This window comes from Kribbella sp. NPDC104218, from assembly GCF_055584105.1.
This window is the reverse complement of sequence record NZ_JBVJMQ010000001.1, coordinates 1,812,016-1,832,427: the sequence shown is the minus strand read 5'-3', so window position 1 is coordinate 1,832,427 and position 20,412 is coordinate 1,812,016. Positions and strand designations below refer to the sequence as shown.

Annotated in this window: 19 protein-coding genes; 8 read left to right on the top strand and 11 right to left on the bottom strand. The window is 69.4% G+C overall.

Going from position 1 to position 20,412, the window contains the following annotated elements; all coding sequences use genetic code 11:
- Nucleotides 1-19: 19 nt before the first annotated feature.
- Nucleotides 20-793 carry a DUF881 domain-containing protein gene (locus ACZ6ZD_RS08785; protein WP_465669852.1) on the bottom strand — a complete coding sequence of 258 codons (774 nt, stop codon included), beginning with the start codon at nucleotides 791-793 and terminating at the stop codon, nucleotides 20-22.
- A 123-nt stretch (nucleotides 794-916) separates the two neighbouring features.
- Here ACZ6ZD_RS08785 and ACZ6ZD_RS08780 point away from each other — a divergent pair, with 123 nt between their 5' ends.
- Entirely contained in the window at nucleotides 917-1,177 is a 261-nt protein-coding gene (locus ACZ6ZD_RS08780; protein ID WP_171674340.1) for a cell division protein CrgA, read from the top strand.
- Between the two features lie 29 nt (nucleotides 1,178-1,206).
- On the opposite strand, the gene ACZ6ZD_RS08775 is transcribed toward ACZ6ZD_RS08780, so the two are convergent.
- Nucleotides 1,207-2,196 carry an ABC transporter substrate-binding protein gene (locus ACZ6ZD_RS08775; RefSeq protein ID WP_465669850.1) on the bottom strand — a complete coding sequence of 330 codons (990 nt, stop codon included), beginning with the start codon at nucleotides 2,194-2,196 and terminating at the stop codon, nucleotides 1,207-1,209.
- Between the two features lie 268 nt (nucleotides 2,197-2,464).
- On the opposite strand from ACZ6ZD_RS08775, the gene ACZ6ZD_RS08770 reads away from it, so the two are divergent.
- The 3 genes from ACZ6ZD_RS08770 to ACZ6ZD_RS08760 all read left to right on the top strand — a co-directional run bounded on the left by ACZ6ZD_RS08770 (nucleotide 2,465) and on the right by ACZ6ZD_RS08760 (nucleotide 4,813).
- A complete protein-coding gene (locus ACZ6ZD_RS08770) occupies nucleotides 2,465-2,989 on the top strand; it encodes an EXLDI protein (protein WP_465669848.1) in 525 nt (174 codons plus the stop codon).
- Between the two features lie 85 nt (nucleotides 2,990-3,074).
- Nucleotides 3,075-4,022 (top strand): ATP-binding cassette domain-containing protein, encoded by a 948-nt coding sequence (locus ACZ6ZD_RS08765; RefSeq protein ID WP_465669846.1) that lies wholly within the window; start codon nucleotides 3,075-3,077, stop codon nucleotides 4,020-4,022.
- Entirely contained in the window at nucleotides 4,019-4,813 is a 795-nt protein-coding gene (locus tag ACZ6ZD_RS08760; RefSeq protein WP_465669844.1) for an ABC transporter permease, read from the top strand. The genes ACZ6ZD_RS08765 and ACZ6ZD_RS08760 overlap by 4 nt, the downstream gene beginning before the upstream one ends.
- Here ACZ6ZD_RS08760 and ACZ6ZD_RS08755 read toward each other — a convergent pair.
- The gene (locus ACZ6ZD_RS08755; RefSeq protein WP_465669842.1) at nucleotides 4,810-5,487 is read right to left on the bottom strand and encodes a pyridoxamine 5'-phosphate oxidase family protein; all 678 of its coding nucleotides are present in this window, start codon (nucleotides 5,485-5,487) and stop codon (nucleotides 4,810-4,812) included. The genes ACZ6ZD_RS08760 and ACZ6ZD_RS08755 overlap by 4 nt on opposite strands.
- A gap of 69 nt (nucleotides 5,488-5,556) precedes the next feature.
- On the opposite strand from ACZ6ZD_RS08755, the gene pdxR reads away from it, so the two are divergent.
- Nucleotides 5,557-6,927, top strand: a complete 1,371-nt coding sequence (pdxR, locus tag ACZ6ZD_RS08750) for a MocR-like pyridoxine biosynthesis transcription factor PdxR (protein ID WP_465669840.1) — start codon at nucleotides 5,557-5,559, stop codon at nucleotides 6,925-6,927.
- Here pdxR and ACZ6ZD_RS08745 read toward each other — a convergent pair.
- Genes ACZ6ZD_RS08745 through arfA form a run of 3 tightly spaced genes read right to left on the bottom strand, consistent with a single transcriptional unit; the run spans nucleotide 6,899 to nucleotide 11,498 of the window.
- Complete coding sequence (locus tag ACZ6ZD_RS08745; RefSeq protein WP_465669838.1) at nucleotides 6,899-7,774, bottom strand: glycoside hydrolase family 43 protein; 876 nt, start codon at nucleotides 7,772-7,774, stop codon at nucleotides 6,899-6,901. The two genes, pdxR and ACZ6ZD_RS08745, sit on opposite strands and share 29 nt — an antisense overlap.
- A 1-nt stretch (nucleotide 7,775) precedes the next feature.
- A complete protein-coding gene (locus ACZ6ZD_RS08740; RefSeq protein ID WP_465669836.1) occupies nucleotides 7,776-9,995 on the bottom strand; it encodes a family 43 glycosylhydrolase in 2,220 nt (739 codons plus the stop codon).
- 15 nt (nucleotides 9,996-10,010) lie between these two features.
- Nucleotides 10,011-11,498: an arabinosylfuranosidase ArfA gene (arfA, locus tag ACZ6ZD_RS08735; protein ID WP_465669834.1), complete on the bottom strand. Its 1,488-nt coding sequence runs from the start codon at nucleotides 11,496-11,498 to the stop codon at nucleotides 10,011-10,013.
- Nucleotides 11,499-11,628: 130 nt separating this feature from the next.
- On the opposite strand from arfA, the gene ACZ6ZD_RS08730 reads away from it, so the two are divergent.
- The gene (locus ACZ6ZD_RS08730) at nucleotides 11,629-12,636 is read left to right on the top strand and encodes a LacI family DNA-binding transcriptional regulator (protein ID WP_465669832.1); all 1,008 of its coding nucleotides are present in this window, start codon (nucleotides 11,629-11,631) and stop codon (nucleotides 12,634-12,636) included.
- Here ACZ6ZD_RS08730 and ACZ6ZD_RS08725 read toward each other — a convergent pair.
- The 4 genes from ACZ6ZD_RS08725 to ACZ6ZD_RS08710 form a co-directional block, all read right to left on the bottom strand.
- The gene (locus tag ACZ6ZD_RS08725; protein ID WP_465669830.1) at nucleotides 12,633-14,252 is read right to left on the bottom strand and encodes a M14 family metallopeptidase; all 1,620 of its coding nucleotides are present in this window, start codon (nucleotides 14,250-14,252) and stop codon (nucleotides 12,633-12,635) included. The two genes, ACZ6ZD_RS08730 and ACZ6ZD_RS08725, sit on opposite strands and share 4 nt — an antisense overlap.
- Nucleotides 14,253-14,415: 163 nt before the next feature.
- Nucleotides 14,416-15,186, bottom strand: a complete 771-nt coding sequence (locus tag ACZ6ZD_RS08720; RefSeq protein WP_465669828.1) for a sugar phosphate isomerase/epimerase family protein — start codon at nucleotides 15,184-15,186, stop codon at nucleotides 14,416-14,418.
- A 169-nt stretch (nucleotides 15,187-15,355) separates the two neighbouring features.
- Entirely contained in the window at nucleotides 15,356-17,359 is a 2,004-nt protein-coding gene (locus ACZ6ZD_RS08715; protein ID WP_465669826.1) for a DUF4328 domain-containing protein, read from the bottom strand.
- A 205-nt stretch (nucleotides 17,360-17,564) separates the two neighbouring features.
- A complete protein-coding gene (locus tag ACZ6ZD_RS08710) occupies nucleotides 17,565-18,290 on the bottom strand; it encodes a DUF4328 domain-containing protein (RefSeq protein ID WP_465669824.1) in 726 nt (241 codons plus the stop codon).
- Between the two features lie 88 nt (nucleotides 18,291-18,378).
- On the opposite strand from ACZ6ZD_RS08710, the gene ACZ6ZD_RS08705 reads away from it, so the two are divergent.
- Complete coding sequence (locus ACZ6ZD_RS08705; RefSeq protein WP_465669822.1) at nucleotides 18,379-18,852, top strand: methylated-DNA--[protein]-cysteine S-methyltransferase; 474 nt, start codon at nucleotides 18,379-18,381, stop codon at nucleotides 18,850-18,852.
- A 182-nt stretch (nucleotides 18,853-19,034) separates the two neighbouring features.
- Nucleotides 19,035-19,355, top strand: coding sequence for a hypothetical protein (locus ACZ6ZD_RS08700; RefSeq protein ID WP_465669820.1), 321 nt, complete (start codon nucleotides 19,035-19,037; stop codon nucleotides 19,353-19,355).
- A gap of 74 nt (nucleotides 19,356-19,429) precedes the next feature.
- On the opposite strand, the gene ACZ6ZD_RS08695 is transcribed toward ACZ6ZD_RS08700, so the two are convergent.
- Nucleotides 19,430-20,248 (bottom strand): hypothetical protein, encoded by an 819-nt coding sequence (locus ACZ6ZD_RS08695; RefSeq protein WP_465669818.1) that lies wholly within the window; start codon nucleotides 20,246-20,248, stop codon nucleotides 19,430-19,432.
- Nucleotides 20,249-20,412 lie beyond the last annotated feature (164 nt).

Below are 20,412 nucleotides of genomic sequence, written 5' to 3'. Positions count from 1 at the left end.
CCCATTCTGGCAGAGCGGACTAGCGGCCGCCGGTGGCGGACGGGCTGACCGACGGCGTCCGCTCGAAACCGGGGACGGTCGCGCTCTGCAGATCCAGCGTGCCCTCGTAGGCGGGCATCGCGATCTGGGACTCGTTCTTCACGTCGTACCCGAGCTGGAACTTCACCACGTAGTCCTGCAGGTTCTTGATGTACTTCGAGTCGTCGAGCGCCTTCTGCAGCTTCCGCCGGTCGCCGATCGCGGTGATCTTGTACGGCGGCAGGTACGGGACGCCGTGCAGGACGACCGAGTTGCCCACGCATTTGATGCCGGTCGTCGAGATCACCCGGTGGTTCTGGATCGAGAGCGCGTCGGCGCCGCCGGCCCAGAGCGCGTTCACCACGGCCTGGATGTCCTGCTGGTGGATGACCAGCCAGTCGGCGTCCACATCCGGGTTGTCCTTCACGACCTCCCGCGGAGCGTCCTTGAGCGTGACGGTCAGCCCGGAGCCGGTGACCGGCGTCGTCCCGACCGCGAGCGACAGCTCCTTGAGCCGTTTGGACAGCTTGGGGTCGATCGAACCCTGCTGAGTCTGCAGGCGCTCGATGTCCTGGGTGAGGGCGGCATGCTGGCGGACGAGCGTCGCGCTGCGGCGGCTCTGCTCCTCGACGAGACCGGCCAGCGTCGTGTTCCGGCTGGGGCGCAGGTCGGTGCCCCGCGCGCTGGTCGCGCTGGTCGCGAACAGCAGCCCGGCGCACAGCAGCGCCAGTGGCACGCCTGCGCGCCACAGCGAAATCCGCTTCAATCTCCGCACGGAAGCTCTCCGACCTGCTGTCTGGACTACGTTGCACTACGCTAACCCGGGACCGGACCCGACAGGTCTGGGCCTGCCTGACCGACAGAGGTCAGCTTATGCGTCCTTACAAGGAGTTCAGCCGTGCCCGAGTCGAGTAGCCGCAAAACGAAGAAGACCGAGAAGGTCAAGGCCGAGAAGACGCCGAAGCAGCCGCGTACCACCAGCCGCGTGTGGGTCGCGCCGCTGATGCTGGCTTCCTGGCTGCTCGGGCTGGCCTGGCTGGTCGTCTTCTACGTGGCCGGCCAGGACATCCCGGGTATGCGCGACCTCGGCAACTGGAACCTGCTGGTCGGGATGGGTCTGATCGCGCTGGGCTTCGTTGTCTCGACCCAGTGGGTCTGACCTCTTTCTGACCGCCGTAACCGCGGGCCTCAGCCGGTGATCGGGCGCACCTTGGCGAGGTCCGCGGTCAGCTGCCGCAACGCGGGCGCAAACTGCGCCCAGCTGGTCGGCGTCTCCGGGTTCCACGCGTAGACCTGGCCTGCCTTGGCGGCGGGTAGCCGACCGAGGGTCGGGTACTTGGCCAGCTCGGTGGTGAACGGCGCCGGATTGCGCACGTCGTACAGGATCACGTCCGCCGGGTACTTGTCGGCGAGCTCCCAGGAGACCGCCTCCCAGTGCGGCTCCTTCGGGTCGACCTTCGGGACGACGAACCCGACCCCGAGCCGCTTCAGCAGCGCGATATCCGAGAACGCGTCCGGGTTGCCGAAGTACAGGTTGTCCGGAGCGCCGGAGACGAACAGGACCTTCAGCCCCCGCTGCCGGGCCGCCTGGTCGGTGACGGCCTTCGACGCGGCCGCGAACTCCGCCTTGGCCTTCAGCACCGGCTCGGCGTCCAGGTCGGCGCCCAGCGCGCCCGCCAACTCGGCGTACCGATCGATCACCTTGTCGACCGGTACGCCGACGTAGTCGATGCCGAGTGTCGGCGCGATCGCCTCGATCGCTCCGACCGACTCCTTCGGCACGTACCAAAGCTCCTTGGGCACCTGGATCGGCGCGACCAGCAGGTCGGGTTTCAGCGCGGCGAACTTCTCCACCGCGAACTCGCCCCAGGTCTCCGAGAACAGCGTCAGCTTGGTCAGGTCGACGTTCCCGGCCAGGATGTCCGGGCTGCCGTCGGCCTTGGTCGCCTTGCCGAAGGCGCCGACCGGGCGCAGCCCGAGATCCCACAGCGCCGCCGCGGACTGGATCTGCGCGACCACCGCGGTCGGGCGGGCCGGCCGAGTGACCCGCACCCCGCGGTCGTCGGTGAACTCCCACGGCCCGCCACTCGCGCCGCCGGTCAGCTGCTCCGACTTCGAACAGGCGGCGAGCGCGATCGCGGCTCCCGCTCCGAGCAACAGACTGCGCCGGGTCAGCACCGTCGGACTCCTTCATCGTCAGAAATTAAGGCAAGGCTTACCTTAAACCTGGACTTCGGATCCGGCGACCGCCGAAGTTATCCACACCCGTATCCCCAGCTGTGCACACCGTTTCGGCCGACTTATCCCCAGCTTGCGGCCAAGTTATCCACGGTATCCACCGAAAACCGGTGGATATCTGTGGATAAGTCTGGTTTGAAGCAGGCAGTTTCCACATCGTTCATCTCCTGCTCTTCCTCTACGTAGATGTGTATGTATAGTTGTACTCATGCCGAACAAGACGATCTACGTGTCGGACGACGACCTCCCGGTCTACAAACGCGCTCAGGAGCTCGCCGGCAACCTGTCCTCGGCCATCTCGATCGCACTGCGCAAGTACGTCGAGCTGGCGGAGGGTCGCCTCGAGGGGTACGACGAGATCACCGTGCGGGTCGGCCGGGGCGCCGGTCGCAAGCAGCGGTTCTCCGGTGTGCTGCTCGCCGAGGGCGGCCGGTCCAGCGCGACCGGCTACGAGGCGTTCAAGGTGTACCGCAGCCGGAGTGGAAAGTTCGTGCTGCACGCCGATCGCCGCCAGCAGTTCACCCAGAACGCCGATGACGACCGCTACCTGACCGGGTGGCGGTCCTGGGTCGGCAACTGGAGCACCGATCAGTCCTGGAGCATGGCGCCGGGCGAGGCGACCCTCACGGTCGTCGAGACGGTCGACGAGCTGCGCGCCCTGATCCCCGCGGACCTGTACGCCCTGGTCGAAGAGGCCGCCGACCAGCCCGCGGTCGAGGACCTCGACATCTAGTTCTCCGCACCACCTCCCACCTGGCGACCCGCGCGCGGTCGGCCGGGCGGTTCACCCTGCCCAGATTCCTGTGAAAGAAGGCACCATGTCCCCAGCGATCGAGGCCCGCGGACTGCACAAGTCCTACGGCGACAAAGTCGTGCTCGGCGGGATCGACCTGTCCGTTGCCGAAGGCTCCATCTTCGCCCTGCTCGGCCCGAACGGCGCCGGCAAGACCACCGCCGTCCAGATCCTGACCACGCTGATCACCGCGGACGCCGGCACGATCCGGGTGGCCGGTCACGACCTGGCCGCCGAGCCGGACGCCGTCCGCGCGGCGATCGGCGTCACCGGTCAGTTCTCCGCGGTCGACGGGCTGCTGACCGGCCGGGAGAACCTGATCATGATGGCCGACCTGGCCCACCTCGACCGGCGGACGGCGCGGGCCCGGGCCGACGAGCTGCTCGCGCAGTTCGACCTGGTCGAGGCCGGCGGCAAACTCGCGATGACGTACTCCGGCGGGATGAAGCGCCGGCTCGATCTCGCGATGACGCTGGTCGGCAGCCCGCGGATCATCTTCCTGGACGAGCCGACCACCGGCCTCGACCCGCGCAGCCGGCACAACATGTGGACGACGATCCGGGCGCTGGTCGCCACCGGCGTCACGGTCTTCCTCACCACGCAGTACCTCGAGGAGGCCGATCAGCTCGCCGACCAGATCGCCGTCCTGGACGGCGGCCGCCTGGTCGCCGAGGGGACGCCGGAGCAGCTCAAGCGGCTCGTCCCCGGTGGACACGTGCTGCTGCGCTTCAACTCGCCGGAGCAGTTCGCGCTCGCGGGCCAGGCGCTGGCAACCGGCGTACCGAACCCCGAAGCCCTGACCCTGCAGGTGCCGAACGACGGCAGCGTCCTCGCGCTGCGCGACCTGCTGACCCGGATCGACGACTCCGCGCTGGAGGTCAGCGAGCTGACGGTCCACACCCCCGACCTGGACGACGTGTTCTTCGCCGTCACCGGTCAGCCCACTTCGTCCGAGAAAGCGATGAGCGCATGAGCACTGTTTCGTACCCCGTAGCCGACACCGCCACGATGTTGCGCCGCAACCTGCGGCACGCCCTGCGCTACCCGGCGCTCTCGCTGGGCGCGGTCGGGATGCCGGTCATCATGTTGCTGCTGTTCGGCCTGATCTTCGGCGACACGTTCTCGGCCGGGCTCGGCGGCGGCGCCGGCGGGTTCGACTACCTCGACTTCCTGACGCCGGGGCTGCTGCTGATGGCGATCGCCTCCGGCACGATGTCACCCGCGATCGGCGCCGCGATGGACATGACCGAGGGCATCGTGGCCCGGTTCCGGACGATGGCGATCTTCCGGCCGGCCGTGCTGACCGGGCATGTGCTCGGCAACGTCGTCCTGACCACGGTCAGTCTGGCCTTCGTGGTCGGCTTCGCCGTCCTGATCGGGTTCCGGCCGAACGCCTCGGTCGTGGACTGGCTGCTCGCGGCCGGTCTGCTGATCGCGGTCACGATCGCGCTGACCTGGTTCGCGATCGCGCTCGGCCTGATCAGCAAGACCGCCGAGGGCGCGAGCAACATCGTGCTGCCGATCAGCTTCGTGCTGCCCTTCCTGAGCAACACCTTCCTCCCGCTCGACGCGATGCCGAGCGGTATCCGCTGGTTCGCCGAGTACCAGCCGTTCACGCCGATCATCGACACCCTGCGGCACCTGCTGATCGGGACGCCGATCAAGGACGGCTCGGGTCTGCAGGCGATCGCCTGGTGTGTCGCGATCACCGTCGTCGGCTACTTCTGGGCGCAGAAGAGCTACAACAAGGGCACCGCGGCCTAGGAAGGCGCGCCCAAGCGGTTCGCGCGGGAGCGGACGTGGGCCGGGACGAGCAGGTCGCAGTCCGGGTTGTTCTCGGGCTCGCCGGCGGTCACGTGGAGCGGGATCACGCCTGTCCAGTAGGGCAGGTCGAGGTCCTGCTCCTCGTCGTTGGCCGGCCCGGAGCGCGTCTTCACCGACGCCTCGGTGAGCGACAGCGCGAGCACCGACGTCTTGGCCAGTTCCTTGCGGTTCGGCGGCCGGGTCGCGGCGGACCGCCCCGGGACGAGGTGGTCGACGATCCGATTCAGCCCGTGCAGCTTCTCCTCCGGGTCGGCCACCAACCGCGGGACGCCGAAGATCACCGCGGACCGGTAGTTGACCGAGTGATGGAACGCCGATCGCGCGAGCACCAGCCCGTCCGCGTGCGTCACCGTCACACACATTGTCTGCCGCGGCGCGGCCACCACACTCCGGGACGCGACTGACCCGTGCAGGTACAGCGTCCCGTCCGGCCCGCGGTCGAAGTCCACGCCGTACGCCGTCGGCAGCACCAGCGGATCGCCGTCGACCACGACGCCGAGATGACAGAACATCCCGCCGGCCAGCACATCGGCCAAGGCCGCCCGTTCGGTGGCGGCGCGCTCCTTGGAACGGCGCAGAGTGGTCCGGTCGGTCGGCTGCAATCTGGTCGTCATGTCTCCAGAGTCGGGGACGAGTGGCATGCTGACACGGTCCATTCATCGAGGAAATCGGTAGTCCATTCCGTGCAGACCTCACTCCCGCTCATCGTCGATCGCGCCGGCGTACTGCCGCTGCATCTGCAGCTGGCCGAGCAGTTCCGGGCGGCTGTTCTGGACGGTCGGCTGCAGGCTGGGCATCGGCTGCCGTCCACCCGCGACCTGGCCAAGCAGGTCTCGGTGTCACGAGCGGTGGCGCAGGCGGCGTACGACCAGCTGCACGCGGAAGGCTGGATCGAGGGCCGCACCGGCGCGGGCACGTTCGTCACGGACGTCGCGCCGCTGCGCCCGGCCGTTCCCCGGCGTACGGCGTCCGCCCCGGCGCCCGAGCGCGAACTGCTGACGCTGCGCCCAGGCATCCCGTTCATCGACCCGACCCCGGACCCGGGCTGGCGACGCGCCTGGCGCGAGGTGTCGGCGCAGTCCCCACCGCGCGGGTACGACGACGCCGCCGGGCTCCCCGCCTTGCGGACGGCGCTCGCCGAGCACGTCGGCCGCGTCCGCGGGATCGCCTGCGGGCCGGAGAACATCCTGATCACCAACGGCACCGTGCACGGCCTCCGGCTGCTGCTCACCGCCACCCAGCGCCCGGGCGACCGGATCGCGATCGAGGACCCGGGCTACCTGAACGCGGTCGCCGCCGCCCGCGACCACGGCCTGGAGATCGTCGACGTCCCGGTCGATCGCGACGGCCTGCGCGTCGGCGAACTCCCCGACGACGTCACGGCGGCGTACATGACGCCGTCCCATCAGTACCCGCTCGGCGGCCGGCTACCCGTTGCCCGCCGCAACGAACTGATCCGCTGGGCCCGGCGGACGAACGCACTGCTGATCGAGGACGACTACGACAGCGAGTTCCGCTTCGACGTCGCCCCGCTCCCCGCCCTCGCCCAACTCGACCTCGACCGCGTCGTCCACCTCGGCACCCTCTCCAAAACCCTCAGCCCGGCCCTCCGCCTCGGCTGGCTGGTCGCCGCCGCACCCACCATCGACCGTCTAGCCGCCGTCCGCGCCACCTCCGGCGACTGGCCCGCCTGGCCCATGCAAGCCGCCCTCCTCGCCATGCTCCGCGACGGCTACCTCGACCAGGTCATCCGCAAACACCGCCGCCGCTACGCCGACCGCCGCACCCGAACCTGCGCCGCCCTGGCCCCCTACGGCCGCGTAGTAGGCCAAGAAGCCGGCCTCCACATCACCCTCTTACTCCCCACCCACCTCAACGACCGCGCCCTGACCACCCAAGCCCGCCAAGCCGGCCTGACCATCTCCCCCCTCTCCGACTACCGCCGCACCACCCCCGGCCCACCCGGCCTCGTCATCGGCTACGCCACCCCCACCACCCAAGACCTGGAGAAGGCCCTCGACATCCTCACCGAGGTGTTGGCGCGGTCGAGCTGACAATCGGTTGGTCGCCGTGCCAGGTGAGTTCGGTGATGTGCATGGTGCGGCCGCGGGGGTCGGTGCCTACTTGGGTGGGGTCCCAGGCGTGGTAGATGAACCAGTCGCGGTTGAGGGCGGTGAGGACCATGTTGTGGCCGGGGCCGGCGGGAGAGGTGAGGATGGGGTCGCCGGATTTGGTGAAGGGGCCGGTGGGGGAGGGGCCTACTGCGTGGCCGACGGCGTAGTCGGGTTTGTCGAAGGCGTTGGCGGAGTAGAAGAGGTGGAAGAGGCCGTGGCGTTCGACGACGTAGGGGGCCTCGACCAGGGCGCCTTCCCAGGGAAGGTCCTGTTTGAAGAGGCGGTACGACGGGCCTTCGAGGGCGAGGCCGTCGGAGGACAGGCGCTGGGCGTAGATCCAGGTGTCGACGCCGATCGCGTTGCCGTCGTTCTTCCAGTAGAGCCAGAGGGCGCCGGTGGGGTCGCGGAAGGGGGAGGCGTCGATGGAGCCGCCCTCGGCGGCCTGGCTGAGAAGTGGAGATGGGGATTTGTCGACATATGGACCTTCGGCGGTGACCGCGGTCGCGACGCCAACGGCCTGGTGGCCGGTGGCCGGGTCGGCGGAGGTGTAGTAGAGCAGGTAGTTGTTGTCGTGGGCAATGACTTCGGGGGCCCACACCCGACCGGGCGCGGTCCAGCCGGGTAACGCGGGGAGCGCGTCGCCGACGCGCTCCCAGGACACCAGGTCGATGGACCGGAGTGTCTGCACGTTACCCAGCGGCCCGTTCGTGGCGAACGCCAGGAACGCGTCGCCCACCGCGAGCACGAACGGGTCGGCGAAGTTGTCGCCGTAGACCGGGTTGGTCATCTCACCGACTCTCGTAGAACTTCAGGTAGTCGAAGGTCGCGACCGGCGCCGGGTTCGCACCGGTGAACTCGCCGTGCGCGTAGAGCCCGAGTTTCGCCGGGGCCGACAGCACCCAGGCGGCGCCCCAGGTCCAGCGCTTGCCGTCGACGCTCGTCCCCGCCTGGTAGACGTGCTCGCCGGCCGCGTTCTTGTGGTACGCCAGCCGCATCCACTGGGTCGGCGCCGAGCGGCCGATCGCGGCCGCGCCGTAGTTGGTGGCGCCGTCCGACGGGCGGACGACGAGCTCACGCCCGTACTCCGTCTGCCGCGTCTTCCAGATCGACACGTTGCCCAGCCGCGCGAAGTCGCTGTCGTTCAGGTAGGCGATCATCCCGGCCTGCTGGTAGTTGCGGACGTCGTCCGCGCCGGTGTCGAGGTGCAGCTTGGTCTCCGCGATCCACTTGTCGCCCGCGGGCGGCGTGTGGAACAGCAGGCCGGCGTTGTTCCCGCCGCCGACCAGGTCCGCATTCTGCAGCGGCCAGGAAAGCTTGCCATTAGCAACGACTGCCGCGGCGTCCGGCCGTATCCAGGACCAGTTCGCGCCGAGCGCGCCGTTGAAGTCGTCCCCGGCGAGCAGCTTCCCGGTCTGCGGGACGGCGGCCAGTCGGCGAACCGGCGCCGCAACCGGACGCACAGTCAGGTTGTCCACCTCCGCCGACCCGATCCAGCGCACCGGCGCCGGCTTCAGCTTCAATCCCGGGACGTCGAGGCGCGCTTCGGCGTACACCTCGGCCAGCCCCGCGTCGTCCAGCCGCGCACTCACCGTCGAGCCGGAGACCTGGACGCTCAGCTTGTTCCACTGCGTGCGGTCGAAATCGGCCGGCAGCTTGGCGGACGCCGTCCGCCGTCCCGCCACGATCGTGATCTTGCCATGGGCAACCGATGCGACAACCTGGCTACCACCGAGCACCGTGCTGAACGACGAGCCCAGCTTCACATCCGCCTCGACCCGCAGCGAACCACCCGGCGCGGACCGCCGCGTCTGCGCCGCTCCGGAGATCGCCGCCGTCGGCCCACCCAGCGCATCACCAGGACGCCGAGCCGCCAGCTGCAGCCCACCGGCCGGGTCGGCCGAGTTGATCCCGAGCCCGGACCCCGTCGTCGGCGCGGGCACCGGCCCCTCGGACGGACCGGCACCGGCTCGCGTCCGCGGCCAGCCGTCGATCCAGTCGATCCGATCGATCAGCATCGGCCGCCGGTTGATGCCGAACGGGTCGGTCAGCCAGGCGTTCTCGCGGTCGATCGCGTGGTAGACGATGTGGTCCTGACCGGCCGCGTCGGTGATGAACGCGTGGTGGCCGGGCCCGATCCACTTGTTCCCGTTCTGCGTGAGAACCGTCGTCCCGCCGACGCGCGAGTCCGTCATCGCCGCGCCGTCGGCGTCCACGAACGGACCCTTCGGTGAGCGCGAACGACCGGCGAAGACCGAGTAGCCGGTGGTCGGTCCGGCGCAGCAGTTCATCGCGGACGCCGTCAGGTAGTACCAGCCGTCGCGGTAGACGACGTACGAGCCTTCGTAGCGGTCGCCGATCGTCACCTGGGTCGGCTCCCCGACGGCGTGCAAGCCGTCCGGAGTCAGCTCGGTGACCGAGATGCCGCCGTAGAAACCGCCGTAGTACATGTACCGCTTACCGTCAGCGGCCGTCAGCATCGCGGGGTCGATCGTCCCGAAGTAGCCACCGTTCCCGTCCGGCTTCGGCGTCACCACCGGCCCGTCGGTCGCCGTCCAGGGCCCGGACGGCGTGGGCGCGGTCGCGACCCCGATCGCCGGATCGCCGCCTGGGTTGGCCGCGGTATCGGTGACGGTGAAGTACATGACGTACCGGCCGCCGAAGTACCGGATGTCCGGCGCCCAGAAGAACGAGCCGGGCGCTGCCCAAGCCGGTTTGGTCTGCTCGTTGAAGACCGTCCCGAGGTACTCCCAGGAGCCGAAGTCCTTGGTCCGGGCCATGTGCATCAGGCCGAACGGGCCGTTCGAGACGAGCGGGTCGGAGGTGGCGTAGGCGTACCAGTAGCCGTCGCGGCCCTGGATGATCGCCGGGTCGGCGAACGTGTCGGCGAAACTCGACGAGATCGCGTTGGTGGTCTTGACGCCGGGATCAGGCGCCGCGGTGGCGGCCGACGTACCGGCGGCGACGGTCGCGACCGCCACGGCGGCGGCCAGGAGTCTCTTCGGAGGCACGGGCGGGTTCCCCTCTCAGGTCAGGCGGATCAGGTGCCACGAAGCCGGTGGCAGCGTGGCGGTGCAGATGCCGTCGACGAGCTCGGTGCCGTCGATCCGCCGGGGCGTCACCCGGTCCGGATCGGCGGCCGAGTTCACGGCCCCCCGGTCGTCGTCGTACAGGGCGAGATGCTCGGTCACCGTCAGGCCGGCGGCGAGCGGGATCTCCAGGTCGATCTTGTCGGTCTCACTGCGGTTCACCACGAAGATCGCGATCTCGCCGGTGCTCTCGTCGTACGTCGCCGTACTCCACAGCGCCGGCACCTTGCCGAACTTCGCGGTCTCCACCTCCGGCCCGTCGACCGCGGTCCGCAGGACGGTCGGGCCGGCGTACTTCGCGGTCAGCGCGAACGGGTGGAAGATCGTCTGCCGCCAGGCGGCGCCGCCCGGCTCGGTGCGGATCGGCGCGATCACGTTGACCAGTTGCGCGAGGCAAGCGATCTTCACCCGGTCGGCGTGCCGGAGCAGCGTGATCAGCAGGCTGCCGACCACCACCGCGTCGTCCACCGTGTAGGTGTCCTCGATCAGCGGGCCGACCTCGCGGATGCCGAGGCCGAGCTCACCGGGGAAGTCCTGCTGCCGCCAGACGTTCCACTCGTCGAACGACAAGGTGATCTCCTTGTCGCTGCGCTTCAGTGCCTTGACGTGATCGGCGGTCGCGATCACCGACGAGATCATCCGGTCCATGTTCTCGGCCGAAGCCAGGAAGCTCGCCTGGTCGCCGTCGCGGGGCTCGTAGTACGCGTGCAGGCTGATGTGCTCGACCAGGTCGTAGGTGCGCTCGAGGACGACGCGTTCCCACTCGCCGAATGTCGGCATCCCGGAGTTGCTCGACCCGCAGGCGACCAGCTCGAGGTCCGGATCGACGCGCCGCATCGCGTTCGCGGTCTCCTCGGCCAGCCGGGCGTACTCCTCGGCGGTCTTGTGCCCGATCTGCCACGGGCCGTCCATCTCGTTGCCCAGGCACCACACCTTGATCCCGTACGGCGTTTCGTGGCCGTTCGCGACCCGGCGGTCGGGGAGCTCGGTCCCGGCCGGCAGGTTGGTGTACGAGAGCAGCTCGACGGCCTCCTTGATCCCGCGGGTGCCGAGGTTGACCGCCCAGACCGGCTCGACGCCGGCCTTCGCCGACCAGGCGACGAACTCGTCGGTGCCGAACTGGTTCGGCTCGATCGCCCGCCAGGCGAGGTCGAGCCGGCGCGGCCGCTGGTCCTTCGGACCGACGCCGTCCTCCCAGTCGTAGTTCGAGACGAAGTTGCCGCCGGGATAGCGGACGGCGGTGACGCCGAGCTCGCGGACCAGCTCCAGCACGTCCTGCCGGAAGCCGTCGGCATCGGCCGTCACATGCTCCGGCTCGTAGATGCCGGTGTACACGCAGCGCCCCATGTGCTCGACGAACGAACCGAACAACCGCCGGTCCACCGCACCGACGACGAACGCCGGATCCACTACCAGCCGCGCCACACGAACCTCCTGGGGAATGGAGCATTACAACGATTACCGAGGATTCTTACAACGATTGACATCGACTGTAAACGGCTCGCGCTTTCCGAGCGTGGCAGACTCGGGCAACAGGCTGTGACAGGAGGTGTCGATGGCGACCAGGCTGAGTGACGTGGCGGCGCGGGCCGGGGTGTCGGTGAAGACGGTGTCCAACGTCATCAACGACTACCCGCACATCACCGCGCATACCCGGGCGAAGGTCGAGGCCGCGATCGCCGCGCTCGACTACCGGCCGAATGTGAGCGCCCGCTCGCTGCGCAAGGGCCGGTCGGATTTCATCGCGCTGGCGATCCCGGAGATGGCCTCGGCCTACTTCGCCGAGCTCGGCGCCGCCTTCAGCCGGGCGGCGAAGAAGCGCGGGATCACCGTGCTGATCGAGCAGACCGAGGGCGAGTCGGCCGCCGAGCAGCTGGTGCTGGACGGGATGCGCGGTCAGCTGATCGACGGCATCGTGTTCTCACCGATCACCAGCACCCCGGCCAAGATCGGCGCGGCCGCGAGCGGTAAGCCGCTGATCCTGCTCGGCGAGCGGACGACGGGCGGCACGTTCGACCATGTCGCGGTCGACTCGGTCCAGGCGGCGTTCGACGCGACCACGCACCTGATCTCCCTCGGCCGCCGGCGGATCGCCGCGATCGGGGTCGGCGGCGGGGGCGCTTCGGGGACGGGCGCCGTCCGGCGGAAGGGCTATCGCAAAGCGCTCAAGGCGGCCGGCATCCCGCACGACCCGGCCCTCGAGCTGGCCGGCACCGGCTACCACCGGCTGGACGGCGCGGCCTCGATGCGCGAGCTCCTCGCACTCCCCGAGCCGCCGGATGCGGTGTTCTGCTTCAACGACCTGCTCGCGCTCGGCGCGCTCCGCACCCTGGCCGACGCCGGCCTGTCAGTACCGGACGACGTCGCGGTCGTCGGCTTCGACGACATCGAGGACGGCCGCTACCACTCGCCGTCCCTGACCACCATCTCCCCGGACAAGGAGTGGCTCGCCGAGCAGACCGTCGCGCTGCTGCTCGAGCGGATCGCCGGGAGCGGTGAGGCCGAGCGACGCAGCCTCACCGTCCCGTACACGTTGGAGATCCGGGAGTCGAGCGCCGGTTAGAACGCCGAGGAGCAGGCGGTCAGGTTGGCGGTCACGCTCGCGCCGCGGGCGACAGTGATCGAGCGGGTCTCCAGGACCTGACCGGTCGGGCGCTCACAGGTCAACGTCCAGGACTCCGTACCGCCGCCGTTCTGGATGGTGATCGGGCGGGTCGACGGGTTGGCGTGGTACGTGTACGTACCACCCGCCGGCACGGTCATCGTGGTCTCCAGGACGTCGGGCAGCAGCGTGCCGTTCCACGTCTTGGTGGTGAACGACTTCTTCAACCGCAGGACGGCGCCGGCCGGGCCGCTGCCGGTGATGACCGAGTGCCGCGCCGGGTTGATCGTCGACTCGGCCGCGATCAGGTACGCCTCCCGGTTGCCCTTACCGGCCGTGCTGCCGGAGCCGAAGTAGTAGTTGACCACGTTCGAGAACGCCGGGTGGAAACTGCTGGCGCCGTGCTCGAAGGTGAAGCCGAGCCCGCCGGTCGCGTAGTACGACCAGTCCTCGGTCGTACCGGTGGTGTCGTACAGCTGGTAGGACTTCTGGCTGGTGTAGGCGTTCTGCGCGGCCATCTGGTCGCCGAGCGACTTGTAGACCGTCTCGTCCGGGGTGTTCGCGGCGCTGGCGTAGCCCGGCGGGCGCAGCACCAGGTTCGAGTAGGTGTGGTTGGTGATCAGCGTGGTCACCTGATGCGCGGACACCAGCGACTGGATGTTGCGCGTCTCCGGCTCACTGAACGCGCTCGGACCGCGGTAGGTCTCCGAGGTCAGGCTGGTCGAGGCGCCCGGGCCACCCCAGAAGCCGGAGTAGTTCCGGTTCGGGTCGACGCCCCGGGACTGGTTCGACGACTGCGCGCACTGGCCGGCCGTCGGCAGCTGCCCGTTGGTGATCCGGCAGTTCTTCCGCTTCATCTCGTAGCCGAGCGTGCGGCTCAGGTTGAAGCCGTCCGGGTTCACCACCGGCACGATGATCACCTTGGACTTGGCCAGGATGTTCGTGATCCGCGCGTTGGTCCCGTCGTTCTGCAACAGGTCGTAGGCGAACTCGATGGTCAGCTCACCCGACGGCCACTCCCGCGCGTGGTGCAGACCCATCATCAGGAACACCGGCTTGCCGCTGCTGGTCGCGACATCGTGCGAGATCTCCAGCCCCTGGACCGTCCGGCCCTCGAGCGACTTCTCCTTGAGCGTGATCAGCCGGGCCTTGGTCGGGTACTGCTGGGCCAGGCTCGCCAGGTTGCCGGTGAAGTCGGAGAGCTGCCGGTACGACGTCCGTCCACTGGGCAAGGTGGCGAGGATCTTCCGGCTCTTCACGGCCTGCGCGTACTCCGCGTCGGCCTTCTCGCGGTCCCGGTCGGCGCCTTCGAGATCGTCCTCGAGCGTCTTCCAGGTGAAACCGGCCAAGCGCAGCAGCCGCTGGTCGCTGCTGCCGTAGGCGACCACGTCGACGAAACCGGGACCGGCCGACTCGGCCAGGTCGAGATCCAGACTTGTCAGCCGCTTCCGATCGGCCTGCGTCGGGGTGTTCACCCGAAGCAACTGGATCAGCTCGCCGGCCTCGGCGGCCTCCAGCTTCCGATCCGGCGGCGCCGAGGCCTGCACGGTGGCAGGCAGTTGGCTCCCGGCGCCCACGGCGAGAACCGCCGCCAGCGCAAGGGGAACAAGTCGAGTCCATCGGGCGGGACGGAACACGATGACCTCCAGTAGTTGAGGCATTGCATGCGGTAACTGGAGAGTAGAGGTCACACCCGGTAGGCGGAAGCGATTGTCCAGGTGGCGAGGGACAACCTTCGCGTCAGCGCGCGGCGAGCCAGCGGCTGACGGCTGGGAGGGTCTCTTCGAGCGGCGGCAGGTGAGGGTGCCACTTGGTCTCCCACTCCAGGGAGAGTGGGTAGCTGGTGCCGGCGAGGGCTTCGAGGAGCTGCTGGATCGGGTAGTCGCCGGCCTTGACCGCGACCGGCTTGTAGGCCTGGGTCGAGTCGGACTGTTTGATCTGGACGAACTCGAGCCAGGGGCGGAGCAGTGCGAAGGCCTCAGCCGGGGTCTCGCCGTGCGACCAGGTGTGGGCGCTGTCCCAGATCACCCGCACGTTGTGGTCGGCGACCGAGTTGTCGATCAGGCTCAGCAGCGCGGCCATGCGCGCGCCGGCCGAATGCGAGTCGTGGGTCTCGAGCAGGATGCGGGAGACCTTCGCGGCCTGGCTGACCCGGTCGAGCGCCCGGATCTCACCTGCCGTGGGGGACTCCGACGTCCCGGCGGGGTCGTCACCGGGGAAGACGCGGACGCCGCGGGCACCCAGGTCGGCCGCCAGCTCGAGATAGGCGTCGAGCGGCTGCTCCTCGACGGCGCAGAGCTTCACGTAGCTGCTGACCGCGAAGATCTCCAGCCCGGCGTCCTCGATCCGGCCGCGTAGCGTCCGCCGTTCGGCGGCGGACAGCGCGGTGTTGGTGAACTCGTCCGGCGCGGCCCGCAGCTCCAGCCCGCTGATGTCGTTGCCTTTGGCAAGCTCCAGCACATGGTCGAGCGGTGCGCCCGGGCAGCCGAGCGTGGAGAACGCGAAGGCCATTGGGTCAGGGTGGGTCATGTGATCCGGCGCCGTAGCGAGGAGGTGCTCGGTGCGGTAGCTCGGTGTGCGGGGGCGAAGGGGTCGATGCGGAGCATCGTCACCTTTGCACCCGTGCGGCGAGATGCCGTGCCGAGTGCCCCGCAGTAGGCGCTGGATCGCATGACCCGCCCTAAGTCCAGCGCCGGCGCGGGTGGGTCCGCGGGGCGTTCGGGTCCGGCTCCTCGGTCGGCTGCTGCGGCTGGCTGTAGGACGAGTAGTCCGTGGCCGGCTCGGAGTACTGCGAGGTGTACGAGTCGCTGGAGTAGGAGCTCGGGGTGTAGCTGTCGTACGACGTCTCCGACGAGGTCGTGTACTCCGAGCCGCTGTAGCTGGTCGGGGTGTACGACTCGTACGAGCCGCCCTCGTAGCTGGTGCTCGTGTAGTCGGAGTTGTAGCCGTACTGACCGGAGTCGTAGCCGCTCGAGTACTCCGAGGTGTACGACGACGTGTACTCCGTCGACGGCGCAGCCGGCTCCTGGTACGACGACTGGTAGCTGGTCGGCTCGTACGACGCGGCGGCGCCGTACTCGTAGCTCGACGGGCTCTCCGCGGAGTACGACGGCTCAGGCCCGTACGACGGGACCTGCGGCAGCGGCTTCGAGGGGGTCAGGTAGTCCTCGCCGTGGGTCGGCAGGACCGGCGCGGGCTCGTAGTACTCCGCAGCCGGCTGCTGCACCGTCGAGGGGCTGTCCACCGCGACCCGAGCGGCCCGGCGGCCAGCGCGCGCAACGGGCGCGGGCTCAGGCTCGGGTGCGGCTTCGGCCTCCGCGGGGGAGGACGTCGAGGTCAGGTAGTCCGAGGTGGTCTCGTACGAGGTGTAGGGCTCGGAGTACCTGCTCGCCCAGGACGGCTCGGGGTCGGCCTGCTGCTGCGGCTGGTACGCGTACGGGTCAGCGACCGGCTGGACGGCGGGCGTCTCGTCGAGCCAGCGGCTCGTCGTCGACGCGGTCAGCGGGTCCGCCTCGGGCTCACCGCTGAGGTACTCGTTCCAGGACGGCTTGAGCGGCTGGTACGCCGTCTGCTCGGCCGTGCTGCCGGCGGTGTCGTCCTGCCAGGTCGACACGGCGTCGAACTGCTCGGTCGACGGGCCGGCGTCCTGGTCGTCGTCCTGCCAGCTCTGCGCCACCGGCGCGAACGGGCTCCACTTCGGCGCCTCCTCGGCGGCGGCGCCGTCACCCGGGAAGGACTCGGCGGCCGGCGCGAACGGGCTGGCCGCGGGTGGCGGGGTCGCCGCGCCACCGCCGGCGAGCTGCAGCTCGGGCTGCCGCTCCAGCCGACGGGTCGGGGACGACGGCAGCACCTGCGCCGCGGACGCGATCGGCTCGGCGATCGCGGGCTGCTCATCGGTGTCGTCGTTGGCGTAGGTGGGGACGGCGGTCAGCTTCGGCTCGCGCTGGTCCCACCACGGGACCCACTCGCGCTCGGTCTGCATCGCGGTGATCTTGCGGATCACCATCGTCGCGGCGACCGCGGAGACCGCGGTCAGCAGCAGCGACGCCGTACCGGCCAGGGCGATCCCGCGCAGCGACCCGACGGTCGCCTCCATCCACATCAGGAACCGGCGGACGACGACGTCGAACGCGAGAGCGCCGATCCAGGCGACCCACCAGACAGAGGTGAGGGTCGGCGTCCTGAATCGGCGCAGGTCGTCGGTGTAGACCGGGGTCTTCGGATCGGAGGCGAGCCAGACGTCGTCCACGATCTGCTTCGGGTACCAGAGATTCGGCCCCGGGCAGAACCAGCTGGCCAGCACCCAGCCGTGGCTGCGCCGATGGTCGGCCTGGCAGAAGACCTCGGAGTTGACCCGCGCGCGCCACAGCCAGATCACGAAGACCACGGCGGCGGCGACCGAGATGATGACGTTGGGCACCGCGGTGACCTTGGCGATGGCGTCGGCGCGGTTCAGATCCGCGTCGTCGACGTTCGGCATCCCGCCGAGGTAGCGGTGGACGACGGAATACGTGTTCCAGTCGGACCAGGTGGAGAGCAGGTGGGTGACCGTCGACGCCCCCAGCAGGCCGATGGCGATCTTGCCGACCGTCCCGATCTGCTGGAACTCTTCAGCTGCGTGCGGCTGCCACTCTTCTTCTTGGTTCTGTACAGCAGACAGAACTGCTGGTTGCGGGTGGCTCACGTCGTGCGTCCCTCGCGTTGCTGGAACTCCGTCTGTTCGGCGTTTCGGCCAAATCCTGCCCCCGCATGACCGAGCCACATTGATACCACGAAGTAGGTACGCCTGAGGAGTCGGTCCCAGCACGGAGGGTATCGACTTAACGTGTTCTTTTCGTACGGCCATCACCTCTTGTAACGAGGCATCCGACGGCGTGTAACGGTTTGGTTTACCGCGCAGGAGGTTGGAAGCCGGACTCCCGCTCACCGGCCGCCCACCACGGCACCCACGGCCGGTTCGTCTGCAGCTCGTCGATCCGCGCGATCAGCTGCACCGCGAGGACGGCGGCCGCGGTCGTGAAGATCGCCGAGATCGTGGACAGGATCACGTTCGTCCGCAGGTCGTGGGCCTCGGTCGCGCCGCCGAGCACGCCGCGCTGGACGATGTTGCCGGTCACCAGGCCGACCACCCAGGTGATCCACCAGACCCAGACCAGCTGGGTGCCGGGGACGTCGCGCAGCGACTCGGTCCGCGGCGGCGTCCGCGGATCGCTGGCCGCGACGATGTCGTCGACGACCTGTTTGGGATACCAGAGGTTCACCACCGGGCAGATCCAGCTGCCGAGTACCCAGCCGCGGGTGAACCGGTGCTCGCCCCGGCAGAACATCTCGGCGTTCCAGCGCACCCGCCAGAGCCAGACGATGAAGACGGCGGCCGCGGCGAACAGCACGACGCCCGCGACGATCCCGAGCAGCCCGGAGACGATCGCCGCCTCGGCCAGCCGGTCGTGGTCGTCGCCGTACCGAACGACGGTTTGGTAGGAGTACCAGTCGGACCACGCGGTCGCCCAGGTGGTCAGCGTGACGGCGACGACGAGCGCGGACGCGGCCAGCCCGAGCGTGCGCTCGGAAGAGAACCATCGGTCCAGCGGCGGTTGCTGCGGCCGGGTCGCCATGGATCAGAGATAGCACAACACCCTGTGACCGGGCGAGGACATCAGGTCGTCGGCGAAAGTGTCCGTGCCGGCGGGGAAGATGGTGACCATGCGCTGGTCAGTGGTCGACTCACCCATCGGCGAGCTGTCGCTCGCGGTGGACGACACCGGGTTGTGCCGGGTCACGTTCCAGCGGCTCGACCGGCCGGCGGCGTCCGATCCGCTGCTGTCGAGAGCCGCCGAGCAGCTCGCGGCGTACTTCGCGGGTGAGCTGCAGGAGTTCGATCTACCGCTGTCGGTGCGCAGCGGCTCGGAGTTCGAGCGGGCGGTCTGGGGGCAGCTGAGCCGGATCCCCTACGGCGAGATGCAGACGTACGGCGAGGTCGCGCGGATCGTCGGCGACGCCGGGGCCGCGCGCGCCGTCGGCACCGCCTGCAACCGCAACCCGCTACCGGTCGTGGTGCCCTGTCACCGGGTGGTCGGCGCCGGCGGCAAGATGGTCGGCTTCGGCGGCGGCATCCCGACCAAGCGGCATCTGCTCGAGCTGGAGGCCCGGATCAGCTTCGAAGCGCAGTGGAGCTGACCGGGGCTGAGTGTGCACCTGATGTACACGCTCCGAAACCTGACGAAGATCTGACACCGACATAGCCTCTTTCGGCGCGCCTCGTTGGACACGACAGGACTACCGTTGCTAACTGCGACTGATTCGTCACGTTTCAAGCCATCGTTTCAGCCGCACCACCTCCTGCCTCGGAAGACGCCCACATGACGAAGACCCGCTCGACCGACCACCTCCACCCCGACCTGAGCGCGCTGATGGACAAGAGCGCCGAGGACTGGACGGCGCCCGAAATCCAGGACGCCGCCCGGTCAGCTCTGCACGCGCACGCACCGGACCGTGAGCCCCTCACCTGGACGCGCCGGTTCGGCGTCCTGCCCTGGCTGCACCGCAACCACGCCGTCTGCACCGACTGCGGCGGCACCTATCCGTGTATCACCCACCGCTACGCGGCCCAGCTGCTCTCGGCCGGCCGCTACTCGATCGCCCGGCCCGACCACGACGCCGACGAACCCCAGCCGAACTGATCCGCCGGACGACGCACGAAGGCCGCGACCCCCAGGTGGAGGTCGCGGCCTTCGTCGTTGCGGTACCTGATGTGTCAGGAGTCCGAGGGCTTGGGGTCCGTGGACTTCCTGGCGGTGGTGGTCTTCTTGGCCGCGCCGTTGGCCGCCGCCTTCACCTCGGCCTCGTCCTTGGCCGCGGCCGCCGGCTTGGCGTCCGCCTTGGCCTCGGTCTTCGGCTCCGCCTTCGGCGCGTCGGCCTTCGGAGCGTCGGTCTTCGGCGCCTCCGGCTTCGGGGCGTCGGTCTTGGCGTGCCCGTTGGACGTCGCGGTGTCGGGCCGCGGCGCCGGCGCGGAGCTGTAGTCACGCCCGCTGGTCGGGGTCGACTGCCAGGCCGGCTCCGGCGGGGTGAGCAGCTTCTTGAGCGCGGCCGCGGCGAGCGCGCCGAGCCCGAGGACCAGCACCGCCGTCCGCAGCTTGTGGCTCTTCTTCGGCGCGTCGATCTCACCGCGGAGCGCGGCCTTGGTGGCCTTGCTCCGGCGCGTCGTCTCCTCGACGACGGGCTCGGCGGCCGCGGCCAGTGACGCCAGCGCGGCGGTCACCTTCGGCAGCACGTCGTCGTTGAACCGCTCGCGTGCCTTCCCGGCGGCCTGCTCGGTGGCCGGGCCGACCTTGGCCAGCGCGTCGTCGATCACCGGGCCGGCCTTCTCGACCGCGACGTGGGCCAGGTGCGCGCCCCGCTCGACAGCCTTCTCGGCGTACGGCGACACCTTCTCCCGTGCGGTGCCCACGGCCGGGCCGAGGTGGTCACGGACCTGACCAACGGCCGGTCCGATCCGATCCGACGCCGACTCGGCGAACGGCCGAACCCGGTCCTTCGCGGTCTCGACTCTGCCCTTGGACTTCCTCAAACCCACGGTTCCCTCCTCATGCCGTGCGCGGCCCTCGCCACGGATACAGCTCTGGACAAATCCGGTCTTGTCTGCATCGTACGCGTACCCAGTTGTCAAACCCCGTGGGTCAGGTGCGGAGATTTTTGGGGTCGCATGACAGGATCGACGCTGTCAGTAGGTAAACCGAC

Bases quoted from the DNA above. Each gene is read 5' to 3' on its own strand.
- ACZ6ZD_RS08710 (WP_465669824.1), bottom strand. From the start codon at position 18,290: ATGGCGACCCGGCCGCAGCAACCGCCGCTGGACCGATGGTTCTCTTCC.
- ACZ6ZD_RS08755 (WP_465669842.1), bottom strand. From the start codon at position 5,487: ATGACGACCAGATTGCAGCCGACCGACCGGACCACTCTGCGCCGTTCC.
- ACZ6ZD_RS08765 (WP_465669846.1), top strand. From the start codon at position 3,075: ATGTCCCCAGCGATCGAGGCCCGCGGACTGCACAAGTCCTACGGCGAC.
- ACZ6ZD_RS08760 (WP_465669844.1), top strand. From the start codon at position 4,019: ATGAGCACTGTTTCGTACCCCGTAGCCGACACCGCCACGATGTTGCGC.
- ACZ6ZD_RS08730 (WP_465669832.1), top strand. From the start codon at position 11,629: ATGGCGACCAGGCTGAGTGACGTGGCGGCGCGGGCCGGGGTGTCGGTG.
- ACZ6ZD_RS08770 (WP_465669848.1), top strand. From the start codon at position 2,465: ATGCCGAACAAGACGATCTACGTGTCGGACGACGACCTCCCGGTCTAC.
- ACZ6ZD_RS08705 (WP_465669822.1), top strand. From the start codon at position 18,379: ATGCGCTGGTCAGTGGTCGACTCACCCATCGGCGAGCTGTCGCTCGCG.
- ACZ6ZD_RS08720 (WP_465669828.1), bottom strand. From the start codon at position 15,186: ATGGCCTTCGCGTTCTCCACGCTCGGCTGCCCGGGCGCACCGCTCGAC.
- ACZ6ZD_RS08745 (WP_465669838.1), bottom strand. From the start codon at position 7,774: ATGACCAACCCGGTCTACGGCGACAACTTCGCCGACCCGTTCGTGCTC.
- ACZ6ZD_RS08700 (WP_465669820.1), top strand. From the start codon at position 19,035: ATGACGAAGACCCGCTCGACCGACCACCTCCACCCCGACCTGAGCGCG.